This window comes from Nonomuraea sp. AD125B, assembly GCF_041402765.1.
Taxonomy (GTDB): Bacteria; Actinomycetota; Actinomycetes; order Streptosporangiales; family Streptosporangiaceae; genus Nonomuraea; species Nonomuraea bangladeshensis.
In genome coordinates, this window is the sequence record NZ_JBGLOU010000002.1 from 655,939 (window position 1) to 672,688 (window position 16,750).

Below are 16,750 nucleotides of genomic sequence, written 5' to 3' on the forward strand. Positions count from 1 at the left end.
GCTTGATCATGCGCTGACCGCGGCCCCGTCTCAATCTGCATGACCTTGGCAGCCGCTGCTTCGGTCAGGCACTCGGCCGCTAAGGACTGCCGAGGCGGTGGGCCCGGGCGAGCAGGTATCGCCGTTCGACCTGGTTGCCGGTCAGCTCGGCCGCCTCGCGGTACAGTCGCGCCGCGCCGGCCGCGTCGCCGGTCAGCTGGAGCAGGTGGGCGCGGACCGCGCGTTCGCGTTGCCGGGTCAGCGGTTCCTGGTCCAGCCGGTGGCGGCGGTTGAGGTCGTCGAGCAGCGCCAGCCCCCGGCCTGGCCCGTACGCCTGGGCCACCGCCACCACCCGGCTCAGCCGCACCGGCGCGGTCGGGGTGAGCCGTTCCAGCCACACGTACAGCGCGGCGATCTGCGGCCAGTCCGTCCGGTCCGGCGTCGGGGCCGCGGCGTGCACGGCCGCGATGGCGGCCTGCAACTGGTACGGGCCCACCTCGCGCCGGCTCCAGACGCTGTCGATCAGCTCGGTCCCTTCCCGGATCAGGCCGGGATCCCATTGCGTCCGGTCCTGTTCCTCCAGCGGCACCAGCTCGTCATCCCCGCCCGTACGGGCGCGGCGCCGTGACTCCGTCAGCAGCATCAGCGCGAGCAGACCGGTCACCTCGGGGTCGCCCGGCAGGGAGTCGCGGAGCATGCGGGTCAGCCGGATCGCCTCGCGGGTGAGGTCGACGCGGGCGAGCTCGTCGCCGGCGGAGGCCGTGTAGCCCTCGTTGAAGATCAGGTAGAGCACCTGCGTCACGGCGGCCAGCCGGCTGTCCCGGTCGGCGCCGGTCGGCGGGGTGAAGCGGGCGCCGGCGCGGGCCAGCTGCTGCTTGGCGCGGCTGATCCGCGTGCCCATGGTGGGCTCGGTCGTGCCGAAGGCGTGCGCGATCTCGGCGGTGGTCAGGCCGCCGACGGCCCGCAGCGTGAGCGCCACCTGGGAGGTGGCGCTCAGCGCGGGGTGGCAGCAGAGCAGCAGCAGGGCGAGGCTGTCGTCGGTCTCCTGCGGCGGGTACGCCTGCCGGGCCGGCTCCCGCATGGCCAGCTCGGCGGCGCCGGCCTCGTGCTCGCGGCGGCGCCGGGCCTGCTCGGACCGGAGCAGATCGACCATCCGCCGGTAGCCGATCCGGATCAGCCAGCTGCGCGGGTTGTCGGGCACGCCGTCGGCCGCCCAGGTGCGGCTCGCGGCCACCAGCGCCTCCTGGACCGCGTCCTCGGCGACGTCGAAGTGACCGAAGCGACGCACGAGCGCGCCGAGCACCTGCGGCGCCTCCGTACGCAGCAGGTGCTCAACCTCGCCGGAACGGCCGGTCATGCCGCGAAGTCGCCGCCCATGATCGGGCGGATCTCGATCGGCTCGCCCAGCACCTCGACGACCCGCGAGACGATCTCGACGGCGCGTTCCCTGCTGGCCACGTCGATCACGGCGAAGCTGGCCAGGACCTCCTTCAGCTCGGCGAACGGCCCGTCGGTCGCCACCACGCCGTCCGGGCCCTTGCGCACGGTGGTGCTGACCACCGGGTGGCCGAGGCCCTCGCTGCCGACGAACTCGCCGGTGGCGATCAGCTCCTGCTCGAACTTCTGGTACGCGGCGAACGCGGCCAGCGCCTCCTCGGACGGGGTGCCGGCGGTCGCGGCGTCCCAGGCGGCGGCCGGGGTGTAGCTGAGCAACAGGTACTTCACGATGATCCTCTACTGGAGAGTGCTGAGGGAAAGGGTATGCCGGGTCAGGCGGAGCGGCGCAGGGACAGTGCGACGACGGTCGTCCAGGTAAAGGCGACCAGGCCGTTGACGGCGATCTGGATGCTCATGTGATCGGGCGACATGGGCAGCAGCAGGACGAGCCCGGCGACGCCGCTCAGCACGGCAGGCAGCACGGCGCGGCGGCGGGCGTACCGGACGGTCAGCACGAGGGCGGCGACGGCCAGCGCGGTGAAGGAGACGGCGGCCGCGACCGAGTGCGCCACGCCGTGCCAGGACATCTGGGCGGCCGGTCCGTCGGGGGTGCCGGCGGGGAAGCCGTTCTCCGGATCCATGGTGAACAGCCCCGCGCAGACCATCCCGGCGCCGAAGATCCCGACGAGGATCGGCAGCGCCCGCCGTCCGATCCCCTCGGTGAGGGTGCGCCTGACGCCCGCGGCCAGCGCCAGCCCGCCGAGGCCGGCGAGCACGAACGTGGCGATCTGGATCCAGCCGAGGTCGCCGGTGGCGAGCTGGCTGATCGGGTGCCGGGTGAGGTCGAAGCCTTCGCGGGTGAGCATCTGAGCGCCGGCCGAGGCGAAGAAGGCCGGCCCGGCGAGGGCCCCGGCGAGCAGCAGGCGGCCGGACGCGGTGGGAGTGATGCGGACAGCGGGGATGGCGGTGGCCATGACGTCCTCCTTGAGAGTTCCTGCCGCTACCTCGTCACCGGGACCGGGACTTCGACATGGTGTCTCGTGTGAGCTGAGTCACATTCAATCGATGTCGAGGGCCGGAGTTCGCCTCCGAGGTACCGGCAAGCACTCACCAAGGAGGACGAGATGGACACGACGCCCGTCACCAGCCGGCCGAGCGCCGAGCTGAAGGCCCTGGACCGCCTGGTCGGCACCTGGGCGGTCACCGGCGGCGCCGAGGGAACGGTGCGCTACGAGTGGATGCCCGGCGGCTTCTTCCTGTTCCAGCACGTCGAGCTCACCCACGACGGCCATCGGATCAACGGTCTGGAGGTGATCGGCAACCTGCGCCCGTTCGGCGAGCCGGTCGGCGCGGACGTGGTGTCGCGCTTCTACGACTCGGCCGGCGACACGCTCGACTACGTGTACGAGCTGACCGGCGACAAGCTGACCATCTGGGGCGGCGCGAGGGGCGGCCCGGCGTACTACGAGGGCACGTTCAGCGCCGACGGCGCCACGGTCACCGGCGCATGGGTCTACCCCGGCGGAGGCGGATACGCCTCGACCATGACCCGGATCTGACACCGGGCTCCGCGGGAGTTCCGCGAGCGGCGCCGGACCGGCTCTCGCGGAGCTCCCGCAACCGTACTTGAGGGCACCGCCGCATCGGCCGCGGGGAGGCCGCGCCGAAGTTTCAACCGGGGGTTCAACGTTACGGTTGACGTCATGGCAGATGTCTCCACCACGATCGAACTCAGCCTGTCCGAACTCCGCGAGGTCGCCGCCTACGCCGTGGCGTGCGCGCGGCCCGCCTTGACGATCTTCGAACGGGAACGCCCCGACGATCCGCGCCCCCGGGCCGCGATCGAGGCCGCGCGGACGTTCGCGGACGGAGCCAAGCGGACCAAGGCGCTCCGTGACAGCGCGTGGGGGGCGATGCGCGCGGCCCAGGAGGCGCGCGACGCGGGACTCGCCGCGGCGTGCGACGCCGCGCGGGCGGCCCTGGCCGCGGCCAGTGCGGGGTACCTGCATCCCCTGGCCAAGGCCACCCAGGTCAAGCACATCCTCGGACCGGCCGCCCATGCCGCGCGAGCGTTCGAGCTGTCCGCCGGAGACGATCCCTCCGTCGGAGCCGATCATCTCGCGCAGGCGCGAGCCCTCGCCGGTCCCGTCGTGGTGGACGTCCTGAGGCGCTACCCGCCCGCCCCGCCGGGCGGCGGGCGGGTCGGAGAGCTGCTCCGTCAGCTGGACGCGTCGCTCCGCTGACGTTTTCGTGGCCGTGGGTCTACATCGTCGTCCCGCCTGAGACGTCGAGCCGGTGCCCGGTGACGTAGCGGCTGTCGCCGGAGGCCAGGAAGGCGACGGCGTCGGCCACGTCCTGCGGCGTGCCCAGCCGGCCGAGGGGCGTCTGTGACGACAGCCAGGCCAGGGCCTCGCCGACCAGGCGTCCTTCGTGCATGTCGGTGTCGATGACGCCGGGGGCCACGAGGTTGACGGTGATGCCGCGCGGCCCGAGCTGCTTGGCCAGGGCGACGGTCATGACGTCGAGCGCGGCCTTGGACATGGCGTAGTCGATCGCGCGGGGCATGGCCGCCCCGCGGGTCAGCATGGTGCCCACGGTGATGATCCGCCCGCCGTCGCGCAGCCGTGGCAGGGCCTGCTGGGTGACGAAGAACGGCGCGGTGGTGTTGACCGCGAACAGGCGCTCGAAGCCCTCCCGGGTGACGCCGTCGATCTCGCTCTGGCCGCCGAGGACGCCCGCGTTGTTGACCAGGACGTCCAGCCCGTCGGCGTGCGCGTCGAAGGCGGCCCACAGGGCTTCGGCGTCGCCGGGCGCGCCCAGCTCGGCCTGGACGGCGAAGGCCCGCCCGCCGGAGGCTTCGATGGCGGCGACGGTGTCCTTGGCGGCGGCGTGGTTGCCGCCGTAGTGGACAGCGACCCGGGCGCCCTCGCGGGCCAGCCGGACGGCGATCTCGCGGCCGATGCCCCGGCTCGCGCCGGTCACCAGCGCCGTCTTACCGGTCAATGTCATGATCACGCCTCCAATTCGCGTACCTCGTACGAGAAAGGGACCATAGCCATTCAGGTACCATGTACGCAAATAGCGGCGAAGGGACGTGCATGACCGACGAGGCGGCGACCAGCATCTGGATGCAGCCGGAGGAGCGCGAGCGCTCCGGCCCGGGGCGACGCCCCGGCTACAGCCGCGAGCAGATCACCCGCGCGGCCGTCCGGATCGCCGACGCCGAGGGCGTCGAGGCCGCGACCATGCGGCGGATCGCGGGCGAGCTGGGCACCGGCGCCATGTCCCTCTACCGCTACGTGCCCCGGCGCGACGACCTCTTCGACCTCATGATCGACCTTGCGATGGGCGAGATCGAGCTCCCCGACGGCCCGTCCGGTGACTGGCGCGGCGACCTGACACTGCTGGCCCGGCAGGTCCGCGCCGCCGGCCTGCGCCATCCCTGGCTGATCGCGCTGCTCACCGGCCGGCCCACGCTGGGGCCCCACCTGCTGCGCGTGCACGAGTTCGCACTCGGCGCCTTCGACGGGACCGGGCTCGACATCGACGACGTCACCGGTTTCGTCGGCATGCTGAACGACTACGTCCACGGCGCGATCCGCCGCGAGATCGGCTGGCTGGAGGAGGCCCGCCGCACCGGCCTGGACCCCGAGTGCTGGAAACGGGACTACATGGGACCGTACGTCCGCCAGGTCGTCGAGTCCGGCGCCTTCCCCCGGTTCAACCGAACGGTCCTCGACTCCCGCACCGCCCACCTCGCCCCCGAGGAACGCTTCCGGCACGGACTCGACCGCGTCCTCGACGCCATCGCCGCGCTCATCCCGTCGCTCCGTCCTCGTTGAGCGGGGGCGACGTCAGCCGAGGGTCTGTTCGACGAGGTCGAGGTAGGCGTGTCCGGCGGCGACGTCGTCCGGCCGGCCGAGCGCCGCGAAGCCGTCCAACAGTCCGCGCAGCGCGGCGAGGTGGTGCCGCCAGGAGGCGCCGGGCTGTCCTCCGTGTTCATGGGGGACATTTCATCGCAATCGGCGAGGTTGCGCAGGAGTGCCCTCGCCTCCTATCTTGGAACGACTATTCCAAGATAGGAGGCGGCGGATGCCCGACGTCAAACACTTCGACCCCGAGCTGACGTTGGACCAGGTGGTAGCCCTGTTCTGGCAGCGCGGGGCCGACACCACCGGCATCGCCGACGTCGTCCAGGCGACGGGGCTCAGCCGCTCCAGCCTGTACGCAACCTTCGGCGGCAAAGCACAGCTGCAGGCCGCCGCGCTGGGCCGCTACCTGGAGCGGCAGTCGCGGCCGGTGTTCGACGCCCTGGCCGCCGACGAGCGCGGCGTTCCGGCCATCGCCGCGTTCTTCGAGCGGCTGGTGGCGGCGCGCTGTTCGGGCGAGCACGCCCGCTGGGGCTGCCTGGTCACCAACACGCACGCGACGGCGAGCGGCGGCCTGCCGGAGATCCGGAACATCCTGGACCGCCACCACGACACGCTGCGGGCGGCGATGCGCGCCGCGCTGGAGGCGGCCCGCGCCGCCGGCCAGCTCCGGCCCGGCCTGGACCTGGAGGGGGCCGCCGAAGCGCTCACCCTGCAGGCCTACGCGGTCAACCTGCGCTCACGGGCCGGCGCCGAAGCGGCCGTGCTGCTGGCGGGCGTGCGCGCCGTACTCGATGGTTTCACCACTCCCGAGGAGAAGCGATGAGCGAGTTCCGTACGTACGACGAGAGCGACGCCCCCGAGGCGGCGCGCCCCATGCTGGCGGCGGCCAAGAAGCGGATGGGCTTCGTGACCACGCTGAACGGGGTGATGGCGGAGTCGCCGGAGCTGTTGGCCGGCTACAACGCGCTGGCCGAGCAGTTCGGCAGGTCGTCGCTGCCGGCGGCGGCCAAGCAGGTGGTGCTCATCACGGCCAGCGTGGCCAACGGCTGCGAGTACTGCGTGGCCGCGCACTCCACGCTCGCGCTGCGCGCCCGGGTGCCGGCCGAGGTGGTCGAGGCCCTGCGCGCCGGCCGGCCGCTGGCCGACGAGGCGCTGGAGGCGGTACGCCGCCTCACCCAGGCGGTGGTGACGCAGCGCGGATGGGTGGCCGAGGCCGAGATCGAGGCGTTCCTGGCCGCGGGGCACACGCGCCGCCACGTGCTGGACATCGTGCTCGGGGTGGGCATGAAGACCCTGTCGAACTACACCAACCACATCGCCTCCACTCCGCTCGACCCGGCCTGGGCCGACCAGGCGTGGACCCGGGAGCAGGCGACCGATGACCGTCACCCGGACGCGGTCTGCACAGCGAGCTCTCCGGCGGGGTCCTGACCGGCCGGCGGGCGCGCGGCGCGCAGGGCGGCCTCGACGCGGCGGTTGCTGGTCATGGTCGCGGTGACGGCGGTCATGGCCAGCAGGAGGCCGGCGGCGGCGTAGAGCGGGGTGCGCAGGTCGTAGGTGGTGGCCAGCCAGCCGCCGAGGAAGGCGCCGAAGGGGGCCGCGCACATGGCGAGCATGCGGGAGGTGGAGGCGACCCGGCCCATCAGGTGGGCCGGGACGACGGCCTGCCGGAGGGAGGGGCCGAGCACCATCGTGGCGCCCATGCCCGCCCCGCAGACGGCGAGCGCGAGCCCGGCCACGTACGCGTCCGGGGCGGAGGCGAGCCCCAGGATGGCGAGGCCCTCGATCGTGGCGGTGCAGGTCAGCGCGGTGCCGGTGCCGAGACGCCGGCCGAGGAAGGCGGCGATGCCCGCGCCGAGCAGGCCCCCGGCGGCCTCGGCGGTGAGGAGCAGACCGAAGCCGAGGGCGCCGACGCCGAGACGTTCGTGCGCGAACAGGGCCAGAATGGTCTCCACGGCGAGGAAGGCGACGTTCCCGACCGCCGGGCGGAGCGCGAGCCCGAGCAGCAGCCGGTCCTTGAAGACGTAGGCGGCTCCGGCCCGCGCCTGCCGCAGCAGCGAGTCGCGGGCGCCCGCGGCCGGGCGCGGCACGGCGGGCAGCGACCGGACGAGCAGCGCGGACAGCGCGAACGACACCGCGTCGGCGAGCAGCGGCACCGAACGTCCGAGGGCGAGCAGCGCGCTGCCCGCGGGCGGCCCGGCGAAGCCGGACGCCGCGGTCTGGGCGCCGCGCAGGCGGGCGTTGGCGCGCTGCAGGAGCGCGGGGTCGCGGCGGAGCAGATCCGGCAGGTACGCCGTGGCGGCCGTGTCGAAGAACAGCCCGCCGAGGGCCAGCAGGAACGCGGAGGCCGCCAGCAGCGGGATGCTCAGCACGTCGAGGGCCGCCGCCGCGGCGGGCACGGCGAGCAGCACCGCACGCGCGGCGTCCGTGACCCACATCGTGCGGCGGCGGTCCCAGCGGTCCACCAGCGCACCGCCGAGCACTCCGAACAGCAGCCAGGGCAGCGTCCCCGCGGCCGTGACGACGGCCAGCGCCATCGGATCCCGGGTCAGCGTCACCGCCAGCAGCGGCAGCGCGGCATGCGTCACGCCGTCACCGAGCGAGGACACCGTCTGCGCGGTCCACAGCCGCCCGAAGCCGGCCGGCAGCTTCGTCGTCATTCGGCGTCCTCCCCGGCCTGCCGGCGCGAGGCCGGCCGGAACAGCGCGAAGACCAGCGACACGTCCGGAAGCGACGGATCGGACAGCGCCCGGTACTCGTCCGCCAGCGCCTCCAGGCGCGCCCCCAGCTCCGCGAACTGCTCCTCGGTGAGTCGCAGATGGGTCATCTTCACGTGTCGCTCACCGTCCGCCGGCGACGCCTCGAGGTCCGCCACCGCGTTCCGCAGCAGCACGTCCGGCTGCCCCGGCCCCGGATCCGGCAGCTCGATCGAGCGCGCGGCCATCGCGTAGTACCGCTCGGTGACGCCTCTCACCTTCCGGGTCCGCACCACCTTCACCAGGCCGGCCCGTTCGAGCAGCCGTACGTGATAGCTCGAACTCCCCTTCGCCAGGCCCATCCGCTGGGCGATCTGCGTGATCGTCGCCGGTTCGAAGCGGAGCATGGCCATGATCCGGTGGCGCGTGAGGTTGGAGACGGCGCGCAGCTGCTCGTCGGTGGTGACGTGAAACGTCTCGGGGAGATCATCGGTAGGCACGCGGACAATGGTCAAGGATTCTTGACCATTGCGCAAGGGGCCGGGGCCCATTGGCGTGGCCCCGGCCGAGACGATCAGTGGCTCACCAGACCGACCCGGTTGCCGTCGAGATCGGCGAACACCGCGATCCGCCCCATGGGCGTCGGCGCCGGTTCCATGACGCGGCTGCCGCCGAGGCTCTCCGCACGCTCCAGCGCGGCCTCGACGTCGTCGACCGCGATGTAGACCACGACCCCGGTGTACGGGCTGCCCGGCCCGGCCTGGCCGATGCCGCCCGCCGGGCGGTCGCCGTCACCGCCCACGAGCGCGTAGGTCTCGTCGATGGCGTTCACCGTCCAGCCGAACAGCTCCTGGTAGAAACGCCGCGCTCGCGGAGCGTCAGGGGTGGAGATGTCGAACCATCCGATCGACGTCATGGCAGTCCTCCTCAACGAGGGCCCGTGTGGCCCATCACCTGGTAGGACCGCTGCTTTAGGGCACAATCGTCGCTCATGGGGGAAATTTCTTCTGGGCTCCAGGCTGACCTGGACCGGGCCCGCGCGGGGGACGACGCCGCCTTCGCCCGGCTCGTGGGACCGCTGCGCCAGGAGTTGCACGCCCACTGCTACCGCATGCTGGGCTCAAGTCACGACGCCGACGACGCCCTGCAGGACGCCCTGCTGCGTGCGTGGCGCGGGCTCGCGCGGTTCGAGGGCCGCAGCTCGTTGCGTTCGTGGCTCTACACCGTGGCCACCCGCACCTGCCTGGACCTGGCTGACGGCCGCGCCAGGCGGGCGCTGCCCGCCGACCTCGGCTCCTCCAGCGAACGAGCCGTGCCGGACGCCGCCCCGCTGACCGACGTCGCCTGGCTGGGCCCCTACCCCGACCAGGGACTCGCCGACGGCCGGGCCGTCCCTGAGGCGCGGTACGAGCAGCGGGAGTCCGTCGAACTCGCCTTCGTCGCCGCTCTGCAGCACCTGCCGGGCAACCAGCGGGCCGCGCTGCTGCTGTTCGAGGTTCTCGGGTTCTCCGCCGCCGAGATCGCCACCATGATGGACACCTCGACCACATCGGTGAACTCGGCCCTGGCACGGGCCCGCAGGCTCGTGGCGGAGAAGATCCCCTCCCCGAGCCAGCAGCAGGCACTGCGGAAGATCGGCGACGCCAAGGTCCGGACCCTCGTCGCCGCGTTCGCGGCGGCGCTGGAACGCGGCGACATCGACGCCCTCGTCCCCCTGCTGACCGAGGACGTCACCTGGTCCATGCCGCCTCTGCCGACCTGGTACGAGGGGCTGGCGGCCGTCACCGACTTCGCCATGCGGGTCCCCATGGCCGGCTGCCCGGGCTGGCGTACCCTCCCGACCAGCGCCAACGGCCAGCCCGCCGTGGCGTTCTACATCGGCGGCGACGACGTCTCCGGACCGCACGCCGCCTGGTCGATCACCGTGCTCGCGTTCCGCGACGCGCGCATCTGCCGCATCGTCTCGTTCCTCGGTCGCGACCACTTCCCGTCCTTCGCCCTGCCCGCCTCGCTGTCCTGACCGCGAGAACCGAAGGCGCCGGCCGGGGACATCACGGCAAGAGGTCGCGCCAGCGTTCGGCCGATGCCAGAGCGTCCAGGCTGATCCGCTCCAGGAACGCACCGCCCCTGGCCAGGCGGCGTCCCACGGGGGTGTCGAGCCCGAGCGTCTGCCCCGCCGCCTTCGTGAGCTCCGCCGCCGCGAGCGTCTGCCGCGCGCCGATCACCGTCGAGTGGTACCAGGCGTCGTTGTCGACCACGTAGACGTCGCGGCGCCGCTGTGGATCACGTTCGCGCCTGATCAGCCCCTGCTGGGTCAGGTAGCCCACCGCCATGGAGATCGAGGCGGGACTGACCTTCAGCCCGCGTGACAGCTCGGCCGCGGTGAGCCTGCCGTCCTCGCTCAGCCACAGGCCGATGAGCACGCGCGCCACCATCTTCGGCAGGCCCATCCCGACCGCCAGCTCGACGGCTCCCTCTTCCACCTCGACGACCTTGCGGTCCCGGGGCTCGGCCTCGGGCGAACGTGCGGGGGCGCCGCGCCGCGCCCGCCGCGCCGCCGCCTGGTGCGCCCGCTCGGGGCGGTAGCCGGCGGGGCCGCCGTTGCGGCCGATCTCCCGGCTGATCGTCGAGGTCGGCCGGTCCAGCCGCCTGGCGATCTCGGCGTAGGAGCGGCCGTCGGCGAGACCGGCCGCGATCCGCCGGCGGTCCTGCAGGGTCAACCTTCCTTCTGGCATGACGTCACTATTGCGTTCGGCACCACACAATGCAATGTTTCGTTGCATTCAGCTCCAGCGTCAACGCAGCAATTTACCCTGTCTGACCTGCGTTTATGTGGAGTGATGGATTGACGGAATTTCTGAAAGCAACGTAGCTTTCAATTCGTGACGAACACGTACTGTCGCGACCAGCCGGTCCCTCCGCCCCTCGGCGTCTCGGTGACGGGGCTGCGTAAGTCCTACGGCGACCACCGCGTCCTGGACGGCATCGACCTCACCATCCCCCAGGGCACCGTCTTCTCGCTGCTCGGCCCCAACGGCGCGGGCAAGACCACCACCGTGCAGATCCTGTCCACCCTCATCAAGGCCGACGCGGGCGTGATCCGGGTGGCCGGGCACGACCTGGCCGAGGAACCCGACAAGGTGCGCGCCGCGATCGGCGTCACCGGCCAGTTCTCCGCGGTCGACGGCTTCCTCACCGGCGAGGAGAACCTGCGGCTCATGGCCGACCTGCTCCACCTCGGCCGCGCCGAGGGCCGCAGGCGCGTCGGCGACCTGCTGGAGCGCTTCGACCTCACCGGCGCCGCGCGCAGGCCCGCGGCCACCTACTCGGGCGGCATGCGCCGCCGCCTCGACCTCGCCATGACCATGGTCGGCCGGCCCAGACTCATCTTCCTCGACGAACCGACCACGGGCCTGGACCCGCGCAGCCGCCGCACCATGTGGCAGATCGTCAGGGAGCTCGTCCAGCAGGACGGCGTGACCATCTTCCTGACCACCCAATACCTGGAGGAGGCCGACGAACTCGCCGACCGCGTCGCGCTGCTCAGCCAGGGCCGCCTGGTGGCCGAGGGCACGCCGGGCGAGCTCAAGCGGCTGGTCCCCGGAGGGCATCTGGTCATACGCTTCGCCGATGCCGACGGTTACCTCAGGGCGGCCTCCCACGTGGGAGCCACCTCGCGCGACGACGAGACCCTCACGGTGCAGATCCCGGACACCGGCGTCCGGGCGCTGCGGAAACTCCTGGAGTGGCTGGACGCGCAGGCCATCGACGTCGCCGAGTTGTCGGTGCACACGCCCGACCTGGACGACGTCTTCCTCGCCCTGACCGAGGAGTCCTCCCGATGAGAGCGATCACCGACTCGGCGACGATGCTGCGCCGTCAGATCAGGCACATGTGGCGTTACCCCACGCTGATCCTCACCTACGCGGGGGTCCCGGTCGTGCTCCTGCTGCTGTTCGTCTACGTTCTCGGCGGCATCATGGGCGCCGGGATCGGCGGCGACCGCGCCGCCTACGCCGCGTACATCACCCCCGGCATCATGATCATGACGATCGCGAGCGCCGCGCAGGGGACGGCGATCTCGGTGGCCCTGGACATGACCGAGGGCATCGTCGCCAGGTTCAAGACCATGGCCATCGCCCGCGTCTCCGTCCTCACCGGGCACGTGCTCGGCGCGCTGGTCCAGAACTTCATCGCGATCACGGCGGTGACGCTGGCGGCCCTGCTGATCGGCTTCCGCCCCGCCGCCTCCACGCTGGACTGGCTCGGGGTCATCGCCTTGCTGGCGATGTTCACCTTCGCCATCACCTGGCTGTCAGCCGCGCTGGGCATGGTCACCAAGAACGTGGCCACGGCCAGCAACCTCCCGATGCCGCTGATGCTGCTGCCGTTCCTGGGCAGCGGCGTGGTCCCGCCGGAGTCGATGCCGGGCCCGCTGCGCTGGTTCGCCGAACACCAGCCGTTCACACCGGTCATCGAAGCCCTGCGCGCGCTCCTGGCCGGGCAGCCCGCGGGATCCAGCTTCGCGGCGGCGGCACTGTGGAGCGCGGCCATCGCGCTGGGCGGATATCTGTGGGCCCGCAGGCTCTACAACCGGTGAGGTCGACGGGATACGGAACAGTAGTGCCATGGAACTGCGGGTCGGGTTCGCCGCGGATGACGTTCGGGGCTGCAGGACGACCTGGCCCGCGACGGCTGGTCGCACCGCGGGCGGTCCTCCCGGCCGGGGAGTAGCGCGGGGCGTTCAGTACGCGAGCTCCCCGATCCCGCCATCGACGCGCAGCACGGTCCCCGCGGTGTAGGCGGACTCGTCCGAGGCGAGATAGACGGCCGCCTTCGCCAGTTCAGTGGCGGTTCCCAGGCGATGGAGGGGCACGGTCCGCCGGAGTTCGTCGTAGACGGCGGCCTGCCGCTCGGGGCCGAGCGACTTGAAGGTGTCCGTGACGGTCGGCCCCGGGCTCAGCCCGTTGACCCGGATGCCCCGGTCCTTCAGCTCATAGGTCAGCCCGCGGGACAAGGACAGCAGGCCCGCCTTGGCGGCACCGTAGACCGCCGCGTTCTCGTGCCCGACGAAGGCCGAGACCGAGCCGACGAGAATGACCGAGGCCCGCCGGGACAGGAGCGGCAGCAACGCCTTGATCAGGAAGAACGGTCCCTTGAGGTCGGTGGCGACGAGCCTGTCGAACGCCTCCTCGGTCCATTCCTCGATCGGGAGATGGGTGACGTCGGCGGCGTTGCTCATCACGATGTCGACCTGCGGCCACTCCTCCCGCAGCCGCGCCGCCAGCGCCGCCTGACCGGGCACGTCGCCGGCGTCGCTGAGGACGGTCAGCAGCGGGCCGCCCAACTGCCGGGCGGCCTCAGCCAGCCGCTCCCGCGAGCGGCCGGTGATCGCGACGGCCGCTCCTTCGGCGAGGAACTGGCGGGCGGTCTCAAAGCCGATGCCGCTGGTCCCGCCGGTGATCAGTGCGTGCTTTCCCGCAAGACGACCCATTGACCTTGTTCTCCTCACTCGCGCCGAGGCGCGTGGTTCCAACGGACGGGGCTCCGGCCGACGGCGTCGAGCCGGCGGCCGGCGCGTCCGGGCTCAGATGGCGGTACGGCCGCCGTCGGCGGCCACGACGGCGCCGGTGACGTAGCTGGCCTGGTCACTGGCGACGAAGGCGATGACGCGGGCGACCTCGGCCGGGTCGGCGGTGCGCTTCAGCGCGGTGGTCAGTCCCATGCCGCCGAGATCCGGTCCCATGGCCGCCACCACCTTGGAGGTGGTCATCGGGCCGGGCGACACGGCGTTGACGCGCACGTTCGAGGCGGCGAACTCGGCCGCCCAGGTGCGGGTCAGGGACTCGAGCGCCGCCTTGGTGGCGCCGTAGACCGCCATCAGCGGCATGCCCAGGCCGGCCGCCGTGGAGCTGACGTTCACGATGCTGCCGCCCCCGCCGGCGGCCATCTTCGGTGCGAGCTCGGCGACCAGGATGAACGGCGCGCGCACGTTGACCGCGAAGGCGGCGTCGTAGGCGGCCGGGTCCTGCTCGGGGGTCGCGCCGAACGGGACGACGCCCGCGTTGTTGACGAGCACGTCCACCGCCCCGGCGTCCTCGGCCAGTCTCCGCACGGCCTGCGGGTCGGCCAGGTCGGCGGGAATGAAGCGCACGGAGCCGCCCGCGCTCCCCCGCACGTCGTCCACGACCAGGGCGGCGCGCTCCGGGTCCGTGCCGGTGATGATCACGTCGGCTCCGGCGGCGGCGAGGATCCTCGCGGTCGCGTGCCCGAGCCCGCCGATGGCGCCCGACCCGGTGATCAGTGCCGTCTTTCCGGTGAAGTCCATGTGGTCCTGCCTCTCGTACGCCGACTTTCATGCAAGCGTTCAAAAAGTCGCTCGTCGTCACCGTAGGGCATTTCGTGCAAGCGGTCAAAAAGTCGTACCCTGGGGACATGGCACGGACAGGACGACCCCGCGCGTTCGACAAGGACCAGGCCCTGGAGCGCGCGCTCCTGCTGTTCTGGTCCCGGGGCTACGGAGAGACCTCCGTCCAGGACCTGGTCGACGCGCTGGAGCTGGAGCGGGGCAGCCTGTACGGAGCCTTCGGCGACAAGCGGCAGTTCTACCTGGCGGCGGTCCGGCTGTACTGGGACACCTACGAGCGTCAGTTGGTCGCGGCGCTGGAGGACGGGCCGGTGCTGCCGGCGCTGCGCGAGGTGCTCGCCAACCCGGCCCGGGCGCGGGAGTACGCCTCCGACGCCGGCGTTCCGCAAGGCTGCATGATCGGCAACACCACCGCCGAACTGGTCCCGCACGACGCCGAGGCCCGCGAGATCGTGGCCCGCTCGCACGCCCGCTTCACCACGATCGTCGCCGACGCCCTGCGGCGCGCGCAGGCCGACGGCGAGGTCACCCGGGCCGCCACCCCCGAGGCCCAGGCGCAGCTCCTGCTGTTCACCGTCCAGGGCCTTTCGCTGGTCGCCCGCGCCGGGCTCGACACCTCTGCCGCACTCGCCGCCGTCGACGCCCTGATCGACGCCCTCCGCGCCGCCGAGAGCGTCTGAGGGATGACGTGCCGGCGGCGGCCCGGCCCGGCTACCCGGTGAGTGTCTGGGTGCCGAGCACGGTGAGCAGGGCGAGGCGTTCGGCGTCCACGGTGCCGGGCTCCGCCGTGTAGATCATGATGCGCAGGTCGCTGCCGGACACGGTGAGCACGTCGCAGTCCAGGGTCAGGGCCCCTGCGTGCGGGTGATCGATGGTCTTGCGCGCGGCCTCATGGTGGCCGACGGCGCCGGAATCCCACAGTTCGGCGAACCGGTCGCTGCCTGCCCGCAGCTCCGCGACCAGGCGCCGGAGCCGCTGGTCGGCCGGGTAGCGGGCGGCGGCCGCGCGCAGGTCGGCGACCAGGGCACTCTCCAGGACGCGCCGGGACTCCGGCGTGTGCCTGACCCGGGTGGACGGGCCGAGGAACTGCCGCCACACGGCGTTGCGCTGGTCGCCGCGCCATCCGGACGGGTCGCCCATCAACGCCGCGTACGGAGGGTTCGCCATCAGCAAGGTCCAGGACGCGTCGTAGACGGCGACGGGTGTCCCGCTCATCCGGTCCAGCAGCCGCTGAACGCTCGGCGTGATGTACGCCGGGACCGTCCGCGGGCCGGGCGGCGCCAGCCCGGCCAGGCCGAACAGATGGGCGCGTTCGGCAGGCGACAGCCGCAACGCCCTGGCCAGGGCATCGACGACCTGCGCGGACGGGTTGGCGGCGCGGCCCTGTTCCAGGCGCGTGAGGTAGTCGACGGAGATCCCGGCCAGCAGGGCCAGCTCCTCACGGCGCAGTCCGGCCGCGCGCCGGTGCCCACCGACCGGCAGCCCGACGACCTCGGGCGAGACGCGATCGCGCCAGCGCCGCACCGCCCGCCCGAACTCCGCCATGCCCACCATTGTGCACCGCCGGCCGGCGGGCCTTCCTGGTACCGCCAGTCCCAGGAAGACGAGACGGCTGGCTGCCCGACCCACCCGGCCGGACCCTGGGGACATGACGACAACACTGATCACCGGGGCGAACAAGGGGCTGGGCTTCGAGACCGCTCGCAGGCTCGTCGCGGCAGGCCACACCGTCTACGTCGGCAGCCGGGACGCCGAGCGCGGGCGCCGGGCCGCCGCGAGGCTGGGCGCGCGGATGGTTCTTCTCGACGTCACCGATGACGCCTCCGTCGCGGCCGCGGCGAAGACCATCGAGGCCGACGGCGGCCTGGACGTGCTGGTCAACAACGCCGGCATCGAAGGCCGCCGCGAAGGAAACCTGGTCGCGGGCGCCGCGGAGACGACCGCCGACCTGATGCGGCAGCTGTTCGAGACCAACGTCTTCGGCCTGGTGCGCGTCACCCACGCGTTCCTGCCGCTGCTGCGGCGCTCCGCGGCCCCGGTCGTGGTCAATGTCAGCAGCGGGCTGGCCTCGCTGACCCGCATGACCGCCCCGGGCACACCCGCTCACGCCTACCCCGGCGTCGCCTACCCGGCGTCCAAGGCCGCGGTCAACATGATCACCGTGCAGTACGCCAAGGCGTTTCCGGACATGCGGATCAACGCGGTCGAGCCCGGCTACACCGCGACCGACCTGAACGGCCACACCGGCACCCAGACCGTCGAGGAGGGCGCCGAGATCATCGTCCGGATGGCCCAGGTCGGCCCCGACGGCCCCACCGGAGGCTACTTCGACGCCGAAGGCCCCCTCCCCTGGTGACAGCGGAGGCCCGGGACAGGAACCGGGAAGGCCCCCGGAGCGC

At 72.5% G+C, this 16,750-nt stretch carries 21 protein-coding genes; 10 read left to right on the top strand and 11 right to left on the bottom strand.

Going from position 1 to position 16,750, the window contains the following annotated elements:
• Positions 1 to 79 precede the first annotated feature (79 nt).
• Genes ACBR40_RS07975 through ACBR40_RS07985 form a run of 3 tightly spaced genes read right to left on the bottom strand, consistent with a single transcriptional unit; the run spans position 80 to position 2,390 of the window.
• Positions 80 to 1,336, bottom strand: coding sequence for an RNA polymerase sigma factor (locus ACBR40_RS07975; protein ID WP_371248107.1), 1,257 nt, complete (start codon positions 1,334 to 1,336; stop codon positions 80 to 82).
• Positions 1,333 to 1,704: a YciI family protein gene (locus tag ACBR40_RS07980; RefSeq protein WP_371248108.1), complete on the bottom strand. Its 372-nt coding sequence runs from the start codon at positions 1,702 to 1,704 to the stop codon at positions 1,333 to 1,335. The genes ACBR40_RS07975 and ACBR40_RS07980 overlap by 4 nt, the downstream gene beginning before the upstream one ends.
• A gap of 44 nt (positions 1,705 to 1,748) precedes the next feature.
• On the bottom strand, positions 1,749 to 2,390 hold the full coding sequence (locus ACBR40_RS07985; RefSeq protein ID WP_371248109.1) for a DUF998 domain-containing protein: 642 nt from the start codon (positions 2,388 to 2,390) through the stop codon (positions 1,749 to 1,751).
• A 150-nt stretch (positions 2,391 to 2,540) separates the two neighbouring features.
• Between ACBR40_RS07985 and ACBR40_RS07990 the strand changes: the two genes are divergently transcribed.
• Together ACBR40_RS07990 and ACBR40_RS07995 are read left to right on the top strand one after the other, a co-directional pair.
• Positions 2,541 to 2,975 (top strand): hypothetical protein, encoded by a 435-nt coding sequence (locus tag ACBR40_RS07990; protein WP_371248110.1) that lies wholly within the window; start codon positions 2,541 to 2,543, stop codon positions 2,973 to 2,975.
• Positions 2,976 to 3,119: 144 nt separating this feature from the next.
• On the top strand, positions 3,120 to 3,659 hold the full coding sequence (locus tag ACBR40_RS07995) for a putative immunity protein (protein ID WP_371248111.1): 540 nt from the start codon (positions 3,120 to 3,122) through the stop codon (positions 3,657 to 3,659).
• Between the two features lie 19 nt (positions 3,660 to 3,678).
• Here ACBR40_RS07995 and ACBR40_RS08000 read toward each other — a convergent pair whose 3' ends face one another.
• Positions 3,679 to 4,425 carry an SDR family oxidoreductase gene (locus ACBR40_RS08000; RefSeq protein WP_371248112.1) on the bottom strand — a complete coding sequence of 249 codons (747 nt, stop codon included), beginning with the start codon at positions 4,423 to 4,425 and terminating at the stop codon, positions 3,679 to 3,681.
• Positions 4,426 to 4,514: 89 nt separating this feature from the next.
• Between ACBR40_RS08000 and ACBR40_RS08005 the strand changes: the two genes are divergently transcribed.
• The 3 genes from ACBR40_RS08005 to ACBR40_RS08015 all read left to right on the top strand — a co-directional run bounded on the left by ACBR40_RS08005 (position 4,515) and on the right by ACBR40_RS08015 (position 6,719).
• Positions 4,515 to 5,258 (top strand): TetR/AcrR family transcriptional regulator, encoded by a 744-nt coding sequence (locus tag ACBR40_RS08005; protein WP_371248113.1) that lies wholly within the window; start codon positions 4,515 to 4,517, stop codon positions 5,256 to 5,258.
• Positions 5,259 to 5,508: 250 nt separating this feature from the next.
• Complete coding sequence (locus tag ACBR40_RS08010) at positions 5,509 to 6,111, top strand: TetR/AcrR family transcriptional regulator (protein ID WP_371248114.1); 603 nt, start codon at positions 5,509 to 5,511, stop codon at positions 6,109 to 6,111.
• Positions 6,108 to 6,719 (top strand): carboxymuconolactone decarboxylase family protein, encoded by a 612-nt coding sequence (locus tag ACBR40_RS08015; RefSeq protein WP_371248115.1) that lies wholly within the window; start codon positions 6,108 to 6,110, stop codon positions 6,717 to 6,719. The genes ACBR40_RS08010 and ACBR40_RS08015 overlap by 4 nt, the downstream gene beginning before the upstream one ends.
• On the opposite strand, the gene ACBR40_RS08020 is transcribed toward ACBR40_RS08015, so the two are convergent.
• The 3 genes from ACBR40_RS08020 to ACBR40_RS08030 all read right to left on the bottom strand — a co-directional run bounded on the left by ACBR40_RS08020 (position 6,674) and on the right by ACBR40_RS08030 (position 8,900).
• The gene (locus ACBR40_RS08020; RefSeq protein WP_371248116.1) at positions 6,674 to 7,948 is read right to left on the bottom strand and encodes an MFS transporter; all 1,275 of its coding nucleotides are present in this window, start codon (positions 7,946 to 7,948) and stop codon (positions 6,674 to 6,676) included. The genes ACBR40_RS08015 and ACBR40_RS08020 overlap by 46 nt on opposite strands.
• Positions 7,945 to 8,484 (bottom strand): ArsR/SmtB family transcription factor, encoded by a 540-nt coding sequence (locus tag ACBR40_RS08025; protein WP_371248117.1) that lies wholly within the window; start codon positions 8,482 to 8,484, stop codon positions 7,945 to 7,947. Before ACBR40_RS08025 ends, ACBR40_RS08020 begins: the two co-directional genes overlap by 4 nt.
• A 74-nt stretch (positions 8,485 to 8,558) precedes the next feature.
• Complete coding sequence (locus ACBR40_RS08030) at positions 8,559 to 8,900, bottom strand: VOC family protein (protein ID WP_371248118.1); 342 nt, start codon at positions 8,898 to 8,900, stop codon at positions 8,559 to 8,561.
• A gap of 75 nt (positions 8,901 to 8,975) precedes the next feature.
• Here ACBR40_RS08030 and ACBR40_RS08035 point away from each other — a divergent pair, with 75 nt between their 5' ends.
• Entirely contained in the window at positions 8,976 to 10,004 is a 1,029-nt protein-coding gene (locus tag ACBR40_RS08035; protein WP_371248119.1) for a sigma-70 family RNA polymerase sigma factor, read from the top strand.
• A gap of 31 nt (positions 10,005 to 10,035) precedes the next feature.
• Here ACBR40_RS08035 and ACBR40_RS08040 read toward each other — a convergent pair whose 3' ends face one another.
• Positions 10,036 to 10,704 carry a helix-turn-helix domain-containing protein gene (locus ACBR40_RS08040; protein WP_371248120.1) on the bottom strand — a complete coding sequence of 223 codons (669 nt, stop codon included), beginning with the start codon at positions 10,702 to 10,704 and terminating at the stop codon, positions 10,036 to 10,038.
• 162 nt (positions 10,705 to 10,866) lie between these two features.
• On the opposite strand from ACBR40_RS08040, the gene ACBR40_RS08045 reads away from it, so the two are divergent.
• Both ACBR40_RS08045 and ACBR40_RS08050 read left to right on the top strand, forming a co-directional pair.
• Complete coding sequence (locus ACBR40_RS08045) at positions 10,867 to 11,829, top strand: ATP-binding cassette domain-containing protein (RefSeq protein ID WP_371248121.1); 963 nt, start codon at positions 10,867 to 10,869, stop codon at positions 11,827 to 11,829.
• On the top strand, positions 11,826 to 12,584 hold the full coding sequence (locus tag ACBR40_RS08050; protein ID WP_371248122.1) for an ABC transporter permease: 759 nt from the start codon (positions 11,826 to 11,828) through the stop codon (positions 12,582 to 12,584). Before ACBR40_RS08045 ends, ACBR40_RS08050 begins: the two co-directional genes overlap by 4 nt.
• Before the next feature lie 144 nt (positions 12,585 to 12,728).
• Here the strand turns inward: ACBR40_RS08050 and ACBR40_RS08055 are convergent, their stop codons facing one another.
• Both ACBR40_RS08055 and ACBR40_RS08060 read right to left on the bottom strand, forming a co-directional pair.
• Complete coding sequence (locus ACBR40_RS08055) at positions 12,729 to 13,478, bottom strand: SDR family oxidoreductase (protein ID WP_371248123.1); 750 nt, start codon at positions 13,476 to 13,478, stop codon at positions 12,729 to 12,731.
• Between the two features lie 93 nt (positions 13,479 to 13,571).
• Positions 13,572 to 14,312 (bottom strand): SDR family NAD(P)-dependent oxidoreductase, encoded by a 741-nt coding sequence (locus ACBR40_RS08060; protein WP_371248124.1) that lies wholly within the window; start codon positions 14,310 to 14,312, stop codon positions 13,572 to 13,574.
• A 107-nt stretch (positions 14,313 to 14,419) separates the two neighbouring features.
• On the opposite strand from ACBR40_RS08060, the gene ACBR40_RS08065 reads away from it, so the two are divergent.
• Positions 14,420 to 15,031 (top strand): TetR/AcrR family transcriptional regulator, encoded by a 612-nt coding sequence (locus tag ACBR40_RS08065; RefSeq protein ID WP_371248125.1) that lies wholly within the window; start codon positions 14,420 to 14,422, stop codon positions 15,029 to 15,031.
• Positions 15,032 to 15,062: 31 nt separating this feature from the next.
• Here ACBR40_RS08065 and ACBR40_RS08070 read toward each other — a convergent pair whose 3' ends face one another.
• Entirely contained in the window at positions 15,063 to 15,896 is an 834-nt protein-coding gene (locus ACBR40_RS08070) for a helix-turn-helix transcriptional regulator (protein WP_371248126.1), read from the bottom strand.
• Between the two features lie 103 nt (positions 15,897 to 15,999).
• On the opposite strand from ACBR40_RS08070, the gene ACBR40_RS08075 reads away from it, so the two are divergent.
• The gene (locus ACBR40_RS08075; RefSeq protein WP_371248127.1) at positions 16,000 to 16,707 is read left to right on the top strand and encodes an SDR family NAD(P)-dependent oxidoreductase; all 708 of its coding nucleotides are present in this window, start codon (positions 16,000 to 16,002) and stop codon (positions 16,705 to 16,707) included.
• Positions 16,708 to 16,750 lie beyond the last annotated feature (43 nt).